Here is a 17,002-nt window from a genome sequence, read left to right as displayed (position 1 = left end):
GTCGTCCCTTGAGTCTGTTCCATCATCATCACGATCACGCCGACCACGATAGCCATGACAGTCATGGCCATCACCACCATCATCATGGCGCGAGCGGCCCGGCAGCGTTCCCCTGGCGACGGGCAAGCCTGGCTGCGCTGCTGATCGCGTTTGCGATTGCAGCAGCGAGCCTGGTGCAGGTGCGTTCGGGCGAGGCGACTGTCGTCACGCGCTTCGGCAACCCGTCCCGGGTCCTGCTGGAGCCGGGCCTCAACTGGCGCTGGCCGGCACCGTTCGAGGCGACCATCCCGGTGGACCTGCGCCTGCGCACCACCTCCAGCGGTCTGCAGGACGTCGGTACTCGCGATGGCTTGCGCATCATCGTTCAGGCCTACGTGGCGTGGCAGGTGCAGGGCGACGCCGACAACGTGCAGCGCTTCATGCGCGCAGTACAGAACCAGCCCGACGAAGCGGCGCGGCAGATCCGCACTTTTGTCGGCTCGGCGCTGGAAACCACGGCGAGCAGTTTCGACCTCTCCAGCCTGGTGAATACCGACGCCAGCAAGGTGAATATCACCGCCTTCGAAAATCAGCTGCGCCAGCAGATCGATCAGCAACTGCTGGCGACTTACGGAGTGCGTGTCTTGCAGGTCGGCGTTGAACGACTGACCCTGCCGTCGGTGACGCTCAACGCTACGGTGGACCGCATGCGCGCCGAGCGCGAGACCATCGCCACCGAGCGCACCGCCGTGGGCAAGCGAGAGGCGGCGCAGATTCGTTCGGCCGCCGAGCGCGATGCACGGATTGTCGAAGCCGATGCCACGGTCAAGGCGGCCGATATCGAAGCACAGTCGCGGGTTGAAGCCGCGCAGATCTATGGCCGTGCCTATGCGGGCTCGCCGCAGCTCTACAACCTGCTGCGCTCGCTGGACACGCTGGGCACCATCGTAACGCCCGGCACGCGTCTGATACTGCGTACCGACGCTGCGCCGTTCCGCGTGCTGGTGGACGGCCCGCCGACGCTGGATGGCAAGAGCGGAACGCAGCCATGAGCCAGCCGGTCGACGAAGCCGTGGCGCAGCGCCCGCCGGTGAACAGCCCCTGGTTGCAGGCGAGTCGTCTGGCGTTTATTGGGCTGTATGGTGTGACACTGCTGGCCGCGCTGGCCTGGGCGACGTCCAACGTGCGCCAGATCGACCCACAGAACCGCGCGGTGGTCATGCACTTCGGCGCGATCGAACGGGTTCAGAACGCAGGATTGCTGGTCGCCTGGCCGCAGCCGTTCGAACAGGTGGTGCTGCTGCCTTCGGCTGATCGGGTGATCGAGCGGCGCGTGGAAACCCTGCTGCGTTCGCCTGCCGCGTTGAAGGCCGATGAAATCGCGACCCTGTCGGCACCCATGAGTGATGCACTGGCAGGCTCCGGTTTTCTGCTGACTGGCGATGCCGGTGTGGTGCAACTGGACGTCACGGTGTTTTACAAAGTGACTGACCCCACTGCCTTCGTGTTGCAAGGCGAGCATGTATTGCCCGCGCTGGACCGACTGGTCAATCGCAGCGCTGTGGCGCTGACGGCAGCGCGGGATCTGGACACCATTCTGGTTGCCCGTCCCGAGCTGATCGGTGCTGACAGCCAGGCTGCCGAGCGCCGTGAGCGGCTGCGTGGCGATCTGGTGCGCGGCATCAATCAGCGTCTGGCCGAGCTCAAGGCGACCGGCATGGGCATCGGTGTCGAGGTCGCTCGGGTGGATGTGCAGTCGAGCCTGCCGACCTCCGCAGTCAATGCGTTCAATGCCGTGCTGACGGCCAGTCAGCAGGCCGATCAGGCTGTGGCCAATGCACGCACTGATGCCGAAAAGCTGACCCAGACCGCCAATCAACAGGCCGACCGAACCCTGCAAGTGGCGCACGCACAGGCGTCCGAGCGTCTGGCCAAGGCGCAGGCGGCCACTGCAACGGTCGTCAGCCTGACCCAATCAGCCGAAACCCGCAGCGACCCCGGCCTGATGCAACGCCTCTACCGTGAACGTGTACCGGCCATTCTGCATCAGGCGGGTTCGGTGACCACGGTCGACCCCAAAGACGATTCCCGCCTGATCATTCAGGGAGCACCACAATGAGTGGCGAAGCCGTTCACACCCACGACGCCGACCAGCCGCAAGCGCCTGGCAGTCTGCTGAGCAGCGCAGAACAGCGCAGTGCCGCCCGGCAACTGACCCTCGCGATGCTGGCCTTGGGCTTGCTGGGATTGGGACTGGTCTGGCGTTTTTTCGCCCCGGAGCAGGAAGGTGTCAGCCAGTTGCTCTTGGGCGCTGCATCACTGTTGGTGGCAATACCGGTGATCAGCGCCGGCTGGCACAGCTTGCGGCATCCGAGCCTGCACGGCATCACCGACCAGTTGATCGCGCTGGCGATGCTCGGTGCCTGGGCCACCGGTGACCTGATGACCGCCGCCTTGCTGCCGATCATCATGATCTTCGGCCATGTGCTGGAAGAGCGCAGTGTGATCGGCTCGCAGGAGGCCATTGAGGCGCTGGGGCGCCTGACCCGCAGCCAGGCGCGTTTGCTGGGCGCCGACGGCAGCGTGCGCGAGGTCGACAACGCGACGCTGAAAGCCGGCGATCAGGTGGAAGTGCGAGCGGGCGACCGCGTTCCGGCGGACGGTCGGGTGCTGTCCGGGCAAGCCAGTCTGGATACGTCGTCGATCACCGGCGAATCGGTCCCGCTGGAAGCCATTGTCGGGGTCGAGGTGTTCGGTGGCGCCATCAATCTGGACGGCCTGCTGCGCATTGAAGTGACCCGCATCGGCGATCAGTCCACGCTGGGCAAGGTCATCGCGCTGATGCAGAGCGCAGAGCGCTCCAAGCCGCCTATCACGCGTCTGCTGGAGCGTTACGCAGGCAGTTACATGGTACTGGTCTTGCTGATCGCGGCGCTGACCTGGTTTATCACTCAGGATGCGCAGGCGATGCTGGCGGTGCTGGTTGCGGCCTGTCCCTGTGCGCTGGTGCTTTCGGCACCCGCCACTGCCATTGCCGGTATTGCGGTTGCGGCCCGGCACGGAATTCTGATCCGCAGTTCGGCGTTTCTTGAAGAATTGGCTGACCTCAACTCACTGGTTGTGGACAAGACCGGCACCCTGACCTATGGCCGTCTACGCCTGCAGTCCGTGCAGGCCGACGGTCCACAGCATCCGCAATTGCTGGAGCTGGCCGCGAGCCTCGGGTCGGCCAGCAGCCACCCGGTGAGCCGGGCTTTGGCCGGGCTGGTGGACAACGCCCGGCTGCTGCCGTTGACCGACACCCGTGAGCGCCAGGGTCTGGGGGTGGTGGCCTCGACCGGGCAGGGTGATGCGGCACTGGGCCGCCCGGAGTTGTTCGCGCAGATGGGCATCATCACGCCTGCCGTCCCTGCACATGACGGCCCGCTGGCCGGGCTGTCGCTGGACGGTGTTTTTCTCGCCTGGCTGCTGCTGGCCGACAGCGTCAAACCCGAAGCCCAGGCAGCACTGTTCGAATTGCGTGGCCTGGGCCTGGGGCGACAGTTGCTGTTGACCGGCGATCGGCAGAGCGTGGCCGACAACCTGGCGCACGATATCGGCATCGCTGACGTGCAGGCGCAGGCGCTGCCTGAGGACAAGCTCAACCGAGTCATGGGTGAGATTGCCAAAGGGTTCCGGCCGATGGTGGTGGGCGACGGGGTCAACGATTCGCTGGCCCTGAAGGCGGGCGTGGTCGGCGTGGCGATGGGCGCGGGCGGGGCGGATATCGCGCTGGCGTCCGCCGACATCGTGCTGATCGGCAGCGACCTGCGCCGCCTCGGCACCTGCGTGCGACTCAGCCGCCAGTGTCGTCAGACCTTGCAAGTCAACGTCATCATCGGGCTGGGCTGGACGCTGGCCATCGTGGCACTGGCCGCCTTTGGTCTGCTTGGTGCTGCGGGTGCGATGGTCGCGGCTATCCTGCACAATCTAAGCACCCTGTTGGTATTGGGCAACGCCGGACGTTTGCTGCGCTTTCAGGAGCCATTGCTCAAGCTCGAAGACGTGGGTGTGCAACATCAGGTCTCACGCCTGCACTGATGATCAGTGCGTCAAACGGCTTGAGCTTTGACTAATTCTGTTACAGATTAAGCGCTGTGTTTCATTGTGTGATCCAAATTCAGGCTGACTCTCGGCTCGAATCAGAGGGCACAGGGCTGTTCCCCCGCAGTTGATTCATAGCAGTTTTGCCGTCGCCAATGCCTTTTCGGGCCCTTTTGCGGGGCCCTTGCTGGATTACTCTTTTTTGAGTTTCTGGATAAGGGGGTGATTTTGAAATGCTTACACAACTTCCAACGGCCCTGCAGAATCTCCATCTGCCGTTGCGGCTAAAGCTCTGGGACGGTCATCAGATGGACCTCGGGCCGTCGCCCAGCGTCACGATAGTCGTCAAGGATCCGCAACTGGTCTCCGACTTCAGCCACCCCAGCCTGGGCCTGCTCGGCAGCGCGTTCGTGGAGGGACGGCTGGAGCTGGAGGGTTCAATCAGCGAAGTGGTCCGGGTCTGCGATGAACTGACCCACGCGCTGGTGGACGATGACGACAGCGCAGGCAATCCGATCCGGGTCGAGCATGACAAGGACACTGATGCGGCGTCGATTGCCTACCACTACGATGTTTCCAACGACTTCTACCAGCTCTGGCTCGACAGGGAGATGGTCTACTCCTGCGCGTATTTCAAGACCGGCGACGAATCGCTGGAGCAGGCGCAGCAGGATAAATTCCACCACCTGTGCCGCAAGTTGCGGCTCCAGCGCGGTGAGTACTTGTTGGACGTCGGCTGCGGCTGGGGCGGGCTGGCGCGTTTTGCTGCTCGCGAATACGGCGTGAAGGTCTTCGGCATCACCCTGAGCCAGCAACAATTGGCGCTGGCTCGCGAGCGGGTTCAAGCCGAAGGTCTGCAGGACAAGGTCGACCTGCAACTGCTCGATTACCGTGACCTGCCGCAGGATGCGCGCTTCGACAAGGTGGTCAGTGTCGGCATGTTCGAGCACGTCGGGCATGCCAACCTGCCGTTGTACGCGCAACGCCTGTTCGGCGCGGTGAAGGAGGGCGGCCTGGTGATGAATCACGGCATCACCGCCCGGCATACCGACGGTCGTCCTGTCGGGCGTGGTGCCGGCGAGTTCATCGATCGCTATGTTTTCCCCAATGGCGAGCTGCCGCACCTGGCCATGATCAGCGCCCAGATCAGCGAAGCCGGGCTTGAAGTGGTCGACGTCGAAAGCCTGCGCCCGCACTACGCGAAAACCCTCGAGCACTGGAGCGCTCGACTGGAAGCCCGGCTCGACGAAGCCGCGCGCATCGTGCCCGAACAGACCCTGCGCATCTGGCGGCTGTACCTCGCAGGCTGTGCCTATGGATTCACCAAAGGCTGGATCAACCTGCACCAGATACTCGCCGTAAAACCCTTCGCCGACGGCAAGACTGGGCTACCGCTGACGCGTGAGGATATTTACGGGTGACGTCCCGTTTAGCCCCTCAAGGCAAGCAGCGTAGCGAGCACAGGTCTCACAGAATCGGTGAAATCAGCCGCGCCACACGCATACCCAGTTGATGCAGACGCCGCGTTTCGTGGCTTTCCTGCACGGAGATTTCGCGGGCGAGGTTGAAGTCGGCGGTGAGCATGGATTCCACCTGGCTAGAGAAGTCGCTGTCGACCGTCAGCAGCATCAATTCGAAGTTAAGGCGGAACGAGCGGTTGTCTAGGTTGGCGCTGCCGATTGCGGTAATCTCGTTGTCGACCAGGACGACCTTCTGATGCAGGAAGCCCGGTTCGTAGCGGAATACCCGCACTCCGGCACGCACAGCATCGAAGGCGTACAGACTTGAGGCGGCATACACCACGTAATGGTCGGGGCGCGACGGCAGCAGCAGGCGCACGTCCACGCCGCGCAACACTGCCAGGGTCAGCGCAGCGGTGACGGCTTCGTCAGGGATGAAGTAGGGGCTGGTGATCCACACGCGTTCTTCGGCCGCGTGGATGGCTTCTACGAAGAACAGCGAGCAGGTCTCCTGCGCATCAGCCGGGCCACTGGTCAGCAACTGGCAAAGCACACCGTCTTCGGGAAATTCATCAGGCAGGCTGAGCGGTGGCAGTTCGCGAGTGGCCCAGAACCAGTCCTCAGCGAACGACTCCTGCAAGCAGGCGACCACCGGGCCGATGACTTGCACGTGAGTATCGCGCCATGGGGCCAGCGGCGGCTTCAGGCCCATGTATTCATCACCCACGTTATGACCGCCTATATAGCCTTTCAGGCCATCGACGACGACGATCTTGCGGTGGTTGCGGAAGTTGATCTGAAAGCGATTGAGCCAGCCGCCGCGTGTGGCGAAGGCTTTTATCTGCACGCCACCGTCGCGCAGCTTATCGATATAGGCACCTGGCAGAGCGTGGCTGCCGATGCGGTCGTAAAGTACAAAGATCGCCACGCCTTCGGCGGCTTTTTCCAGCAGCAGCGATTGCAGTTCGCGCCCGAGTTTGTCGTCATGAATGATGAAGAACTGAATCAGGATGGTCTTTTTCGCTTCACGGATGGCCTGAAAAATGGCTCCGAAGGTTTCCTCGCCATTGATCAGCAACTTGACCTTGTTGTTGGCCAGCGCCGGCATGTTGCCCAGCTTGGGCATTGCACGCAGCGCCGCATACGCCTCTGATCGACGCGCAGCCACAGCTTCTTCCATCCATGGGCGCCAGTTGAGGTCGCCGATCGCGATCCGCATTTCCTGGTTGGCCTGGCGGCGCGCCTTGATGTACGCGTCGAATGAGCTTCGGCCGAACACCAGATAAGGCAGTAAGGTGAAATAGGGAATGAACAGCAGCGGCATCGCCCAGGCAATTGCGCCTTGGGAAGTCCGCACCGTCAGCAATGCATGGATGGCGGCACCTGTACCGAGTAAATGAATGAAACCCAGGACGTAACCGAAAAAGTACGGGTCGTGATAATCCATGTGGAACAATGCTCCTCGCCTTTGCTGCCTAACAGACCACAGCTGAACAGGAATGTCGCTATTTAATTCCGGGTGCAACTGGGCGACATGTCTGCCGTCTAAGGTTTATCTTTTGGCTGGATTATTCCAGTCTCGTTTTCATCCGCAATGCCCGATCAGGAATCTTGAAATGAACAAACGCATGTTGGCTTGGATGTTTTGTCTGGCGGCTCCTTTGGCTCAGGCGCAGATGCTGCAACCGGGGTTGTGGGAGCTGACGTCCAGCAATATGAAAGTGGACGGACAACAGCTACCGGACATGCAGTTGATGCTGGGGCAGTTGCAAAACCTGCCGCCCGAGCAGCGCGCGATGATGGAACAGATGATGAAGAAGCAGGGCGTCACCCTGGGCGGCAAAGGTGTGAGGGCTTGCCTGACTCAGGCGCAAGTACAGTCGGACGACATTCCGCTGACTGACCCGGCATCCGGATGCACGCAAAAAATTACTGCGCGCAACGGCAAGACCTGGAATTTTCAGTTCAGCTGCCCGAAAGCCAAGGGCACCGGGCAGGCGCAGTTCCTGAGTGATCGTGAGTTCACCACCAATGTTGTGGGTACATTCAACGCTACCGGTCAGCAACAGAACGGCAGCATGGACACCCGTGCAGTGTGGCTGGGGCCACAATGTGGCAACGTCGCCCCGCGTACCTGATCAAATTCATGGAGTTATGTTCCACGTGGAACACGCTGCGCAGAGGTGATGATTTTTTGTCGCCTTTGACAGCGTTTCAGATGACTTAATCTTCATGAAGGGCCTCATCTTTCGTCCGTAACTGCATGTTATATTGTTACTAATGATGTGGATGAACCCTTCGTGAGCCGGGATGCTCAATTTGCTCTTTGAGACGTTCCATGCACCGACGCCAAGTGTTGCTCAACATGCTGCTGGCCAGCGCGGCCCTTACGTTGCCGTTGGGTGCCTTCGCCACGCAGATCCGTAACGCCCGCCTTTGGCGTACCAACGACAAGCTGCGACTGGTCCTCGACCTGAGCGGCCCGGTGCAATACAAGACCTTCACCCTGACAGCCCCCGACCGCCTGATCATCGACGTCAGCGGTTCGCGGCTGACCGGCGACTTCAGCCAGTTGGCGCTGGACCGTACCGTCATAAAATCGATTCGTTCCGGGCACTACGGCCAGGGTGACGACACACGCATCGTGCTGGACCTCACCGCACCGGTACAGCTCAACAGTTTCCTGCTTGGTCCGGAAGGCGGGCAGGGGCATCGGCTGGTGCTGGACATGAGTTCCACGGCCCATGCTCCTGTGCAGATGGCTGAGCTGCCGCCGCCGGTGCCTGTGCCGATCCCGACCAGCAAGGCGCACACCGGACGCGACATCATGGTGGTGGTCGATGCCGGCCATGGCGGCAAGGATCCTGGTGCCGTGGGTTCGCGGGGGGAGCGCGAAAAAGATGTGGTGCTCTCCATCGCTCAATTGCTGGCCCGACGCTTGAAGCGCGAGAAAGGCTTCGACGTACGTCTGGTGCGCAACGATGACTTTTTCGTACCGCTGCGCAAGCGTGTCGAGTTCGCGCACAAGTCCAACGCCGACATGTTCATTTCCGTGCACGCCGATGCTGCGCCTCGTCTGACGGCATCGGGTGCGTCGGTGTTCGCTCTTTCCGAAGGTGGTGCAACGTCGGCAACGGCGCGCTTCATGGCTCAGCGGGAAAACGGCGCGGACCTGCTGGGTGCCACGTCGCTGCTCAATCTGAAGGACAAGGACCCGATGCTTGCCGGGGTGATTCTCGACATGTCGATGAACGCCACCATTGCGGCCAGTCTGCAACTGGGTCACACCGTGCTGGGCAGTCTGGAAGGCATCACCACGCTGCATCAGAAGCGTGTTGAACAGGCCGGGTTCGCCGTTCTCAAATCACCGGACGTGCCGTCGATTCTGGTCGAAACCGGTTTCATCTCCAACAGCCGCGATAGTCAGCGTCTGGTTACTGCGCGTCATCAACAGGCCGTTGCCGATGGCCTTTTCGATGGCCTGCAGCGCTATTTCCAGCGTAACCCGCCAGTGGATTCGCACATGGCCTGGCTGCAGGCGCAGAAGCAGGAACAGCCGGTCTGACCGGCTTAGCGGCAGCCGTTCAAGCGGCTGCAGGTGATCTTGCTGCGCGTACCGCTTGAGCTGGATACCCGAGTGATTGTCGTCCAGCCTACGCGCTGCACAGTGCCTGCCCAGGCTTCGCCGTCGGAAGCCAGCCCGGTAAAAAACGTCAACTGGCCATAGCGACTGTTGGTCTGTGCCCAGCGGCGCTTGTCGAGTACCTCGTAACCCTTCAACCAGGTCGTTGATCCGGCGGTGGCCACGCTGTAGCTATTGCCGTGCGCATCGTTGCACGCCAGCAGCGTCGCACTGCGCGTGCAGGTGGCGAGATCGGCGGAGGGTCTTGGTGGTGCAGCCATCAAATGCGCGCTGATCAGCAGCGCCATCAAGCCTGTTGAAACCCGTCTCATGAAGATCCCTTCAGCAAGGCCATAGCTATTTACAGTTGTTATACTATAACATCCTGTTGTGATTAGAGTTGGCTGCCAGAGGGATTCGTCGCAGCTGACATGAACAAGGTTCAAACCTTGCAGCTGCCTGGAGAATCCTGATGGCAAATCTTCTACCCGTTACCGTCCTGTCCGGTTTTCTCGGGGCCGGAAAAAGCACTTTACTCAATTACGTGCTGCGCAACCGTGAAAACCTGCGGGTTGCGGTGATCGTCAATGACATGAGCGAGATCAACATCGACGGCAGCGAAGTTCAGCGTGATGTCAGCCTGAACCGTGCCGAAGAAAAGCTGATCGAGATGAGCAATGGCTGCATTTGCTGCACCCTGCGCGAGGATCTGCTCGAAGAGGTCAGCCGTCTGGCTCAGGACGGTCGTTTTGATTACTTATTGATCGAATCCACAGGAATCTCCGAGCCGTTGCCCGTGGCTGAAACCTTCACCTTCCGCGACGAGGCCGGCAAAAGCCTGATGGACCTGGCGCGCCTGGACACCATGGTCACCGTGGTCGACGGCGTGAACTTCCTGCTCGATTACGAGGCGGCAGACGGCTTGTCCACACGCGGTGAAACCATGGGAGAAGACGATGATCGCTCGATTACCGACCTGCTGATCGAGCAGATCGAGTTTGCCGACGTCATCCTGCTCAGCAAGATCGACCTGATCAGCTCCAGTGAGCGTGAAGAGCTGATGGCGATCCTCAAACGCCTCAACCCGGAAGCCGAGATTGTGCCGATGGTGATGGGCCATGTGCCGTTGGCGACGATTCTCAACACCGGACGTTTTGACTTCCAGCGCGCTTCCCAGGCACCGGGCTGGCTCAAGGAAATGCGCGGCGAACACCTGCCGGAAACCGAAGAGTACGGCATTGCATCAACGGCCTATCGTGCTCGCCGACCGTTCCATCCGGAGCGCTTTTTCGATTTCATCAATCGTCCCTGGAGCAACGGCAAGCTGTTGCGCTCCAAAGGCTTCTTCTGGCTGGCCAGTAAATACAAGGATGCGGGCAGCTGGTCGCAGGCAGGCGGCTTGATGCGTCATGGTTTTGCCGGGCGCTGGTGGCGTTTCGTGAACCGCGACAGCTGGCCCGACGACAAGGAAAGTGTCAGTTCCATTCTGGAGAACTGGACGACTGAAACCGGCGACTGTCGGCAGGAGCTGGTGTTCATCGGCCAGAACATTGATTTTGCGCAGTTGACTGCCGAGCTGGACAACTGCCTGCTCACTGATGCGGAGATGGAGGCGGGCGCCGACCGTTGGCGTGCGCTGGCCGATCCGTTTGGCGATTGGCATGAAGAGGTGGCTGCCTGATGCTGGCTTATCGTTTTAAACCTGAAACCGCAATCCGACAGGCACAGGGCGATACGCCCGACGTGCTGGGCGATATTCTGCAGGATGGCGTCAACCTGGCGCTCTGGCAGCGTCAACTGCCTGCGCACATAGAAGACTTCGGTGCCTTGCTGCTGTCGATGGGTGAGCCTTTAGCCGAGTCCATGACCCTGGAAGTGCAGGGCGGCGAGGTCGAGCCTGACTTGAGCGCGCTGGCATCGGGCTATTCCGACCTGCTGGGCTATCAGGGATTCATTGCCGACGTTTCCTGGCTGGTCGGCGCCTATGCCTGTCTGCTGGGTGCCGAATGCGTTGGCCTGCGCTTGCGGGTGCTCGACAAGGCCATGTGCCCGCGCTTCCATGTCGACCACGTGCCTGTGCGTCTTATCACCACTTACGGTGGGGTTGGCAGTCAATGGCTGCATGAAGGGGTGATGGACCGCAAACAACTGGGGCATCTGGACGCCGAGCCGACAGATGTCGCCCATATCCAGCAGATCAATAGTGGTGAAGTAGCGCTGCTCAAGGGCGAGCGCTGGCACGGCAATGAAGGTTTTGGCCTGATCCATCGCTCGCCGCAACTGCTGCGCAATGAGCGCAGGTTGATTTTGACGCTGGACTGGATGGCGTGATGCTCAGTCAGGCGTTATCCACTGCCCCTTGCTCTGGCCTTCGCAAAAGGGCTTGAGGTACAGCGCGTCACCGGCGACGCCGTAATAGTGGATGTGCTCGCGATACGGCATATTGGCAACCTGCGCATTGCGGCAAACGCCGAATGCGCCTGCCGGGCATTGTTGCGAATAGGTGGTCTCGGTCTTCTGCCCGGCCAGTTGCGGCTGGCAGAAGCTGTCGTGAAACAGGTTTGCCGGAATGTTGATATTTTCCTGGCAGACCTTCACGTCGAGCCTTTCGGCCTGGCTGTGGACCAGACACGCTTCGGCCCACGCCGAGCCGCAAGACGCTGTCAGCAGCATCAACGCCAGGCGGGCAGACAGCCGCATTACTTGCATCGGTATCCTTCCTTGCTCTTCAATGAACAACGCATTCGCCAAAAGTGATCTCATGCTGCAAAACATACCGACGCATGTCATCGGTGGCCCGTTGGGCGCCGGCAAGACCAGCCTGATCAAGCGTCTGCTGGCGCAGAAACCTGCCCATGAGCGCTGGGCTATATTGATCAATGAGTTCGGGCAGATCGGCCTGGACGCCGCGCTGCTGACCACGGATGCCGATGGTATCGCACTTGGCGAAGTGGCTGGCGGCTGCCTGTGTTGCGTCAATGGCGTGCCATTTCAGATCGGCCTGGGGCGTTTGTTGCGCAAGGCGCGGCCGGACCGTCTGTTGATCGAGCCTTCGGGGCTGGGCCATCCCGCGCAACTGATGACGCAATTGCGCGAAGCGCCGTGGCGCGGCGTTCTGGATGTTCAGCCCGGCGTGGTGGTGCTGGATGCGCAGGCAATGCTCGCCGGACAACCGTTGCCGAGTACTCAGCAGGAAGCCCTGGCGCACGCCGGGCTGGTGGTCATGAACAAGTCCGAGCAACTGGATGATGTCGCTCGCCAGGCATTGGCCGAACAGTTGCTGCCGCATGCCTTGATCTGGACCCGACACGGCGAGCTGCCCCTGAGCCGTGTGCCGGGGTTCGCCAGTGGCACCGCTGTGGATAAACAGACTGTGGATAAGCTGATGCTGCCCAACGGCGTCGGCCACTTGCCCGCGCTATGGACCGACCCGAAGGTGCCGATCTGTCTGAGTCAGGTCAGTGCTGACGGCTGGAGCATCGGCTGGCGCTGGCATCCCTCGCAGCGCTTTGATCTGCAGCGCATCCTGCACTGGCTGGAAAGCCTTGATTGGCGGCGGGCGAAGATGGTTATCCACAGCGAGGGCGGCTGGTATTCCGGCAACGTGGTAAATGGGGCTCCGCTGGCCTGGCAAATCAGCGAATGGCGTCAGGACTCTCGCCTGGAGTTGATCTTTTCCACAGCGCAGGATGTGGATAAGTTGCAGGCGCAGATGCGGGAGTGTCTGGCGTGACAGGTGACAGGTGACAGGTGATAGCTGAGGGCAGCACGCAGAGCGTCCGGGACGGCATGCCAACCCGGAGCCCTGGCACGCTAGTCAGCCGGATTTGCGCATGGAGATGAGCGCTGAATCGCGGCAACAAGAGTCGTGCGTGGCTACTGCTTCCATTTCTGATGCGATTGACGCCATTCGCTCATCTGAATAACTTCAGCGCTGGGTGGTGGTGTTTTGATTTCAAACGGGTAGGGTGCCAGTTCGATTTGCGCAGTGTGCGCGCCGAACATGGTGATCGTGCCAGGGTGACGTTGCTCGCCGGTCACCGTGAACTCGAAGCCATACACGCGGGCCAGGCGTTTGCGGCCCTGAGCGTCGCGGGCGAAGGTCAGGCGGCGCAGGGCAACCGCGTCGTCCAGCAATTGCAGCTCAAGGCGTTCGCAGTGCTGCTTGACGCGTGCCAGCGCCTTTTCGCGCAGACCATGGGCGTGCCACCACCAGGCCGCGGCGCTCGCGAACAGCATCAGCACGAAGATGTTTCCCAGGGTCAGCATGACGGAGTGCTCCAGCGTAGGAGTCGTCAGCTTAACTGTCCTGAGTGATTTACAGCCATACTGCGCGACTTATATTTCTCATTATTGCATTTGCATCGTGTTCAGGATTCCGCCCCCCATGAAACGTACGCCTCATTTGCTCGCTATCCAGTCCCATGTGGTATTCGGCCACGCCGGCAACAGCGCAGCGGTGTTCCCGATGCAGCGTATCGGGGTCAACGTCTGGCCGCTCAACACGGTCCAGTTCTCCAACCACACGCAATACAAGCAGTGGACCGGCGAAGTGCTGGCTCCGCAGCAGATTCCTGCGCTGATCGACGGGATTGCCGCCATCGGCGAGCTGGGCAACTGCGATGCGGTGCTGTCGGGGTATCTGGGCAGTGCGGCGCAGGGCAGGGCGATCCTCACGGGCGTGGCACGCATCAAGGCGGCCAATCCGAAAGCGCTGTACCTGTGCGACCCGGTGATGGGCCATCCTGAAAAAGGCTGCATCGTTGCGCCCGAAGTCAGTGATTTCCTGCTGCAGGAAGCGGCGGCCATGGCGGACTTCATGTGCCCCAATCAACTGGAGCTGGACAGCTTCTCGGGGCGTAAGCCCGAATCACTGCACGACTGCCTGGCGATGGCGCGTGCCTTGCTGGCGCGTGGTCCCAAGGCGATTGTGGTGAAACACCTCGATTACCCCGGCAAGGCCGCCGATGGTTTTGAAATGCTGTTGGTCACTGCCGAGGCCAGCTGGCATCTGCGCCGCCCGTTACTGGCATTTCCGCGTCAGCCGGTCGGCGTGGGTGATCTGACCTCCGGGTTGTTTCTGTCGCGTGTGCTGCTCGGCGACGATCTGGTTGCAGCGTTCGAGTTCGCTGCGGCCGCCGTCCACGAGGTGCTGCTGGAAACCCAGGCCTGTGGCAGCTATGAGCTGGAACTGGTGCGCGCTCAGGATCGCATCGCGCATCCACGGGTAAAGTTCGAAGCCGTGCGTTTGTAATAGAGCTGCTATCAAAGGCTCGGGCATCGATGCCCGAGCCGGGTAATTACAACGCTTCTTCCTTGATGTCCTGATAACGCTTTTCCAGTTCCTGACGAATCTGGCGGCGTTGCTGCGCCTGGATGAAACGCCGCTTGGCATCGGCCGATTCGGGCTCCAGGGGCGGGACGCTGGCGGGCTTGCGATTGTCGTCCACGGCAACCATGGTGAAGAAGCAGCTGTTGGAGTGACGTACCGAGCGTTCGCGGATATTTTCGGTGACCACCTTGATGCCCACCTCCATGGAGGTGTTGCCGGTGTAATTGACCGAGGCGAGAAAGGTCACCAGCTCACCGACGTGCACCGGCTCACGGAAAATCACCTGGTCTACCGACAGCGTCACCACGTAGCGTCCGGCGTAGCGGCTGGCACATGCGTAGGCCACTTCGTCCAGGTACTTGAGCAATGTGCCGCCGTGTACGTTGCCAGAGAAGTTGGCCATGTCCGGGGTCATCAATACAGTCATCGACAGCTGGGCGTTTCCGGGTTCCATAGCGTACTCACACGGTCAAGGTGTTCAAGGGGCGCCTATGCTGGCGCTCAAGGGGCTTGCGACAGTTATCGGGACGCTGGCCAGCAGGCGGCCGTCACGCGTCATAACTATCTGTTTCCATATATTGCACCGCCTTTATGTCGAAGGGGGCGGTGTTAACCTGCAAAAACCTGTGGGTCGGGTTTTTTCCTACGTCTTTATCGGATTTTAGTGACGAAAAGGATAGCTGTCGCCCTGAAGGGCGCGGCGATATCGGCTTGCAACGTCATCATCACAAGGAGCTTCGCCATCATGCATGCCATCAATTTCATTCAGGATCTGGCAGTGATCATGCTGGTGGCCGGTGTGGTGACCATTCTTTTCCATCGCCTCCGGCAGCCGGTCGTACTGGGCTATATCGTTGCCGGGTTCATCATCGGTCCGCACACCCCGCCATTCAGTCTGATCCACGACGAAGACACCATCAAAATTCTGGCCGAACTGGGGGTGATCTTCCTGATGTTCTGCCTCGGGCTGGAGTTCAGCCTGCGCAAGCTGTTCAAGGTCGGTGCCACGGCGTTCATCGCGGCCTTTCTGGAAATTGCCCTGATGATCTGGATCGGTTATGAGATCGGGCAGTTCTTTGGCTGGAAAACCATGGACTCGCTGTTTCTCGGCGCGATTCTGGCGATCTCTTCCACCACCATCATCGTCAAGGCGCTCAACGACCTGAAGATGAAGAACCAGCGCTTTGCCCAGTTGATTTTCGGCGTGTTGATCGTGGAAGACATTCTCGGTATCGGCATCATTGCGCTGCTGTCCGGGATCGCCGTCAGCGGCTCGGTCAGTTCCGGGGAAGTGTTCTCCACCGTCGGCAAGCTGTCGCTGTTCATGATCGTGGCGCTGGTGGTCGGTATCCTTGTTGTGCCTCGACTGCTGTCCTATGTCGCCAGATTCGAAAGCAACGAGATGCTGCTGATCACCGTCCTGGGCCTGTGTTTCGGCTTCTGTCTGCTGGTGGTCAAGCTGGAATACAGCATGGTACTCGGCGCCTTCCTGATCGGCGCGATCATGGCCGAGTCGCGTGAGCTGCTGAAGATCGAGCGCCTGATCGAGCCGGTTCGCGACATGTTCAGCGCGATCTTTTTCGTGGCCATCGGTTTGATGATCGATCCGGGCATCCTGCTGCAATATGCCTGGCCGATCGCCGTCATTACCGTTGCCGTAGTGCTGGGCAAGATGCTGTCCTGCGGCCTGGGCGCCTTTATCGCAGGCAACGATGGCCGTACCTCACTGCGCGTGGGCATGGGACTGTCACAGATTGGCGAGTTTTCCTTCATCATCGCAGCGTTGGGCATGACCCTGCAGGTCACCAGCGACTTCCTGTACCCGGTGGCAGTCGCCGTATCCGCCATCACCACCCTGCTGACACCGTACCTGATTCGCGGCGCAGACCCGTTGTCGCTCAAGCTGGCGGCGATCATGCCCCGGCGCGTTGCACGGGTGTTCGGCATGTACGGCGAGTGGCTGCGCAGCATTCAGCCGCAAGGCCAGAGTGCAGTGCTGGCCGGGATGATCAGGCGGATTCTCTTGCAGGTCGGCGTCAACCTGGCACTGGTGATGGCGATCTTTTTCAGCGGTGGCTATTTTGCCGAGCGTCTTGGCGGCTACATGAGCGAATGGGTGGGCGATGTCAGCCATCAGAAAGCCTGGATCTGCGGCGCGGCGCTGCTGCTGTCACTGCCTTTTCTGATTGCTGCGTACCGCAAGCTCAAGGCACTGTCGATGCTGCTGGCCGAGATGGGCGTGAAGCCCGAGATGGCGGGCCGGCATACCGTGCGCGTGCGCAAGGTCGTGGCCGAGGTGATTCCGCTGTTATCGCTGATGGTGATTTTCGTGATGCTGGCGGCGCTGTCGGCAAGCATTCTGCCGGCCAACGAACTGCTGCTGGTGGTTGCTCTGGTTGCTGCGCTGGTCGCTGCATTGCTGTGGCGCTGGCTGATCCGTGTGCATACCCGGATGCAGATTGCGTTACTGGAAACACTGGGTAACCATCAAGAGAACTCCGGGCACTGAGGCCCGGAGATTCTTGA

Annotated in this window: 16 protein-coding genes; 11 read left to right on the top strand and 5 right to left on the bottom strand. The window is 60.8% G+C overall.

From position 1 onward, the window contains the following. The first annotated feature begins 8 nt into the window (after positions 1-8). From hflC to cfaB, 4 genes are all read left to right on the top strand, one after another. Positions 9-1,031 (top strand): protease modulator HflC, encoded by a 1,023-nt coding sequence (gene hflC, locus V476_RS10330; RefSeq protein WP_024959025.1) that lies wholly within the window; start codon positions 9-11, stop codon positions 1,029-1,031. Then, positions 1,028-2,098, top strand: coding sequence for a protease modulator HflK (gene hflK / locus V476_RS10325; protein ID WP_016569356.1), 1,071 nt, complete (start codon positions 1,028-1,030; stop codon positions 2,096-2,098). The genes hflC and hflK overlap by 4 nt, the downstream gene beginning before the upstream one ends. Next, positions 2,095-4,059: a heavy metal translocating P-type ATPase gene (locus V476_RS10320; protein ID WP_024959026.1), complete on the top strand. Its 1,965-nt coding sequence runs from the start codon at positions 2,095-2,097 to the stop codon at positions 4,057-4,059. The genes hflK and V476_RS10320 overlap by 4 nt, the downstream gene beginning before the upstream one ends. Before the next feature lie 236 nt (positions 4,060-4,295). Further along, complete coding sequence (cfaB, locus tag V476_RS10315; RefSeq protein ID WP_024959027.1) at positions 4,296-5,483, top strand: C17 cyclopropane fatty acid synthase CfaB; 1,188 nt, start codon at positions 4,296-4,298, stop codon at positions 5,481-5,483. A gap of 46 nt (positions 5,484-5,529) precedes the next feature. Here the strand turns inward: cfaB and cls are convergent, their stop codons facing one another. Then, complete coding sequence (gene cls / locus V476_RS10310) at positions 5,530-6,969, bottom strand: cardiolipin synthase (RefSeq protein ID WP_004419280.1); 1,440 nt, start codon at positions 6,967-6,969, stop codon at positions 5,530-5,532. A gap of 169 nt (positions 6,970-7,138) precedes the next feature. On the opposite strand from cls, the gene V476_RS10305 reads away from it, so the two are divergent. Both V476_RS10305 and V476_RS10300 read left to right on the top strand, forming a co-directional pair. Continuing rightward, the gene (locus V476_RS10305) at positions 7,139-7,660 is read left to right on the top strand and encodes a DUF3617 domain-containing protein (RefSeq protein ID WP_003316040.1); all 522 of its coding nucleotides are present in this window, start codon (positions 7,139-7,141) and stop codon (positions 7,658-7,660) included. A gap of 200 nt (positions 7,661-7,860) precedes the next feature. Further along, complete coding sequence (locus V476_RS10300) at positions 7,861-9,087, top strand: N-acetylmuramoyl-L-alanine amidase (protein ID WP_003340262.1); 1,227 nt, start codon at positions 7,861-7,863, stop codon at positions 9,085-9,087. Positions 9,088-9,092: 5 nt separating this feature from the next. Here the strand turns inward: V476_RS10300 and V476_RS10295 are convergent, their stop codons facing one another. Beyond that, a complete protein-coding gene (locus tag V476_RS10295) occupies positions 9,093-9,476 on the bottom strand; it encodes a hypothetical protein (RefSeq protein ID WP_024649894.1) in 384 nt (127 codons plus the stop codon). Positions 9,477-9,616: 140 nt separating this feature from the next. Between V476_RS10295 and zigA the strand changes: the two genes are divergently transcribed. Further along, entirely contained in the window at positions 9,617-10,825 is a 1,209-nt protein-coding gene (zigA, locus tag V476_RS10290; protein WP_024959028.1) for a zinc metallochaperone GTPase ZigA, read from the top strand. Further along, complete coding sequence (locus tag V476_RS10285; protein ID WP_024959029.1) at positions 10,825-11,475, top strand: DUF1826 domain-containing protein; 651 nt, start codon at positions 10,825-10,827, stop codon at positions 11,473-11,475. The genes zigA and V476_RS10285 overlap by 1 nt, the downstream gene beginning before the upstream one ends. 3 nt (positions 11,476-11,478) lie before the next feature. On the opposite strand, the gene V476_RS10280 is transcribed toward V476_RS10285, so the two are convergent. Then, positions 11,479-11,853 carry a hypothetical protein gene (locus V476_RS10280; RefSeq protein WP_010422769.1) on the bottom strand — a complete coding sequence of 125 codons (375 nt, stop codon included), beginning with the start codon at positions 11,851-11,853 and terminating at the stop codon, positions 11,479-11,481. A gap of 52 nt (positions 11,854-11,905) precedes the next feature. Here V476_RS10280 and V476_RS10275 point away from each other — a divergent pair, with 52 nt between their 5' ends. Next, on the top strand, positions 11,906-12,877 hold the full coding sequence (locus V476_RS10275; RefSeq protein WP_024959030.1) for a CobW family GTP-binding protein: 972 nt from the start codon (positions 11,906-11,908) through the stop codon (positions 12,875-12,877). A 143-nt stretch (positions 12,878-13,020) separates the two neighbouring features. Here the strand turns inward: V476_RS10275 and V476_RS10270 are convergent, their stop codons facing one another. Then, positions 13,021-13,413: a DUF3301 domain-containing protein gene (locus V476_RS10270; protein ID WP_003316050.1), complete on the bottom strand. Its 393-nt coding sequence runs from the start codon at positions 13,411-13,413 to the stop codon at positions 13,021-13,023. A gap of 118 nt (positions 13,414-13,531) precedes the next feature. Between V476_RS10270 and pdxY the strand changes: the two genes are divergently transcribed. Further along, positions 13,532-14,398 carry a pyridoxal kinase PdxY gene (gene pdxY / locus V476_RS10265; RefSeq protein WP_003340274.1) on the top strand — a complete coding sequence of 289 codons (867 nt, stop codon included), beginning with the start codon at positions 13,532-13,534 and terminating at the stop codon, positions 14,396-14,398. A gap of 46 nt (positions 14,399-14,444) precedes the next feature. Here pdxY and V476_RS10260 read toward each other — a convergent pair whose 3' ends face one another. Further along, entirely contained in the window at positions 14,445-14,930 is a 486-nt protein-coding gene (locus V476_RS10260) for an acyl-CoA thioesterase (protein WP_003316052.1), read from the bottom strand. Between the two features lie 291 nt (positions 14,931-15,221). Between V476_RS10260 and V476_RS10255 the strand changes: the two genes are divergently transcribed. After that, positions 15,222-16,985: a cation:proton antiporter gene (locus tag V476_RS10255; protein ID WP_003421442.1), complete on the top strand. Its 1,764-nt coding sequence runs from the start codon at positions 15,222-15,224 to the stop codon at positions 16,983-16,985. The last annotated feature ends 17 nt before the right edge of the window (positions 16,986-17,002 follow it).

It is taken from the genome of Pseudomonas syringae KCTC 12500 (genome assembly GCF_000507185.2).
Classification (GTDB): Bacteria; Pseudomonadota; Gammaproteobacteria; order Pseudomonadales; family Pseudomonadaceae; genus Aquipseudomonas; species Aquipseudomonas syringae.
This window is presented reverse-complemented; position numbering and strand designations above follow the sequence as displayed.

Coding starts and splice junctions, on each gene's coding strand:
- hflK (WP_016569356.1), top strand. CDS start 1,028: ATGAGCCAGCCGGTCGACGAAGCCGTGGCGCAGCGCCCGCCGGTGAAC.
- V476_RS10320 (WP_024959026.1), top strand. CDS start 2,095: ATGAGTGGCGAAGCCGTTCACACCCACGACGCCGACCAGCCGCAAGCG.
- cfaB (WP_024959027.1), top strand. CDS start 4,296: ATGCTTACACAACTTCCAACGGCCCTGCAGAATCTCCATCTGCCGTTG.
- cls (WP_004419280.1), bottom strand. CDS start 6,969: ATGGATTATCACGACCCGTACTTTTTCGGTTACGTCCTGGGTTTCATT.
- V476_RS10305 (WP_003316040.1), top strand. CDS start 7,139: ATGAACAAACGCATGTTGGCTTGGATGTTTTGTCTGGCGGCTCCTTTG.
- V476_RS10300 (WP_003340262.1), top strand. CDS start 7,861: ATGCACCGACGCCAAGTGTTGCTCAACATGCTGCTGGCCAGCGCGGCC.
- V476_RS10295 (WP_024649894.1), bottom strand. CDS start 9,476: ATGAGACGGGTTTCAACAGGCTTGATGGCGCTGCTGATCAGCGCGCAT.
- zigA (WP_024959028.1), top strand. CDS start 9,617: ATGGCAAATCTTCTACCCGTTACCGTCCTGTCCGGTTTTCTCGGGGCC.
- V476_RS10285 (WP_024959029.1), top strand. CDS start 10,825: ATGCTGGCTTATCGTTTTAAACCTGAAACCGCAATCCGACAGGCACAG.
- V476_RS10280 (WP_010422769.1), bottom strand. CDS start 11,853: ATGCAAGTAATGCGGCTGTCTGCCCGCCTGGCGTTGATGCTGCTGACA.
- V476_RS10275 (WP_024959030.1), top strand. CDS start 11,906: ATGCTGCAAAACATACCGACGCATGTCATCGGTGGCCCGTTGGGCGCC.
- V476_RS10270 (WP_003316050.1), bottom strand. CDS start 13,413: ATGCTGACCCTGGGAAACATCTTCGTGCTGATGCTGTTCGCGAGCGCC.
- pdxY (WP_003340274.1), top strand. CDS start 13,532: ATGAAACGTACGCCTCATTTGCTCGCTATCCAGTCCCATGTGGTATTC.
- V476_RS10260 (WP_003316052.1), bottom strand. CDS start 14,930: ATGGAACCCGGAAACGCCCAGCTGTCGATGACTGTATTGATGACCCCG.
- V476_RS10255 (WP_003421442.1), top strand. CDS start 15,222: ATGCATGCCATCAATTTCATTCAGGATCTGGCAGTGATCATGCTGGTG.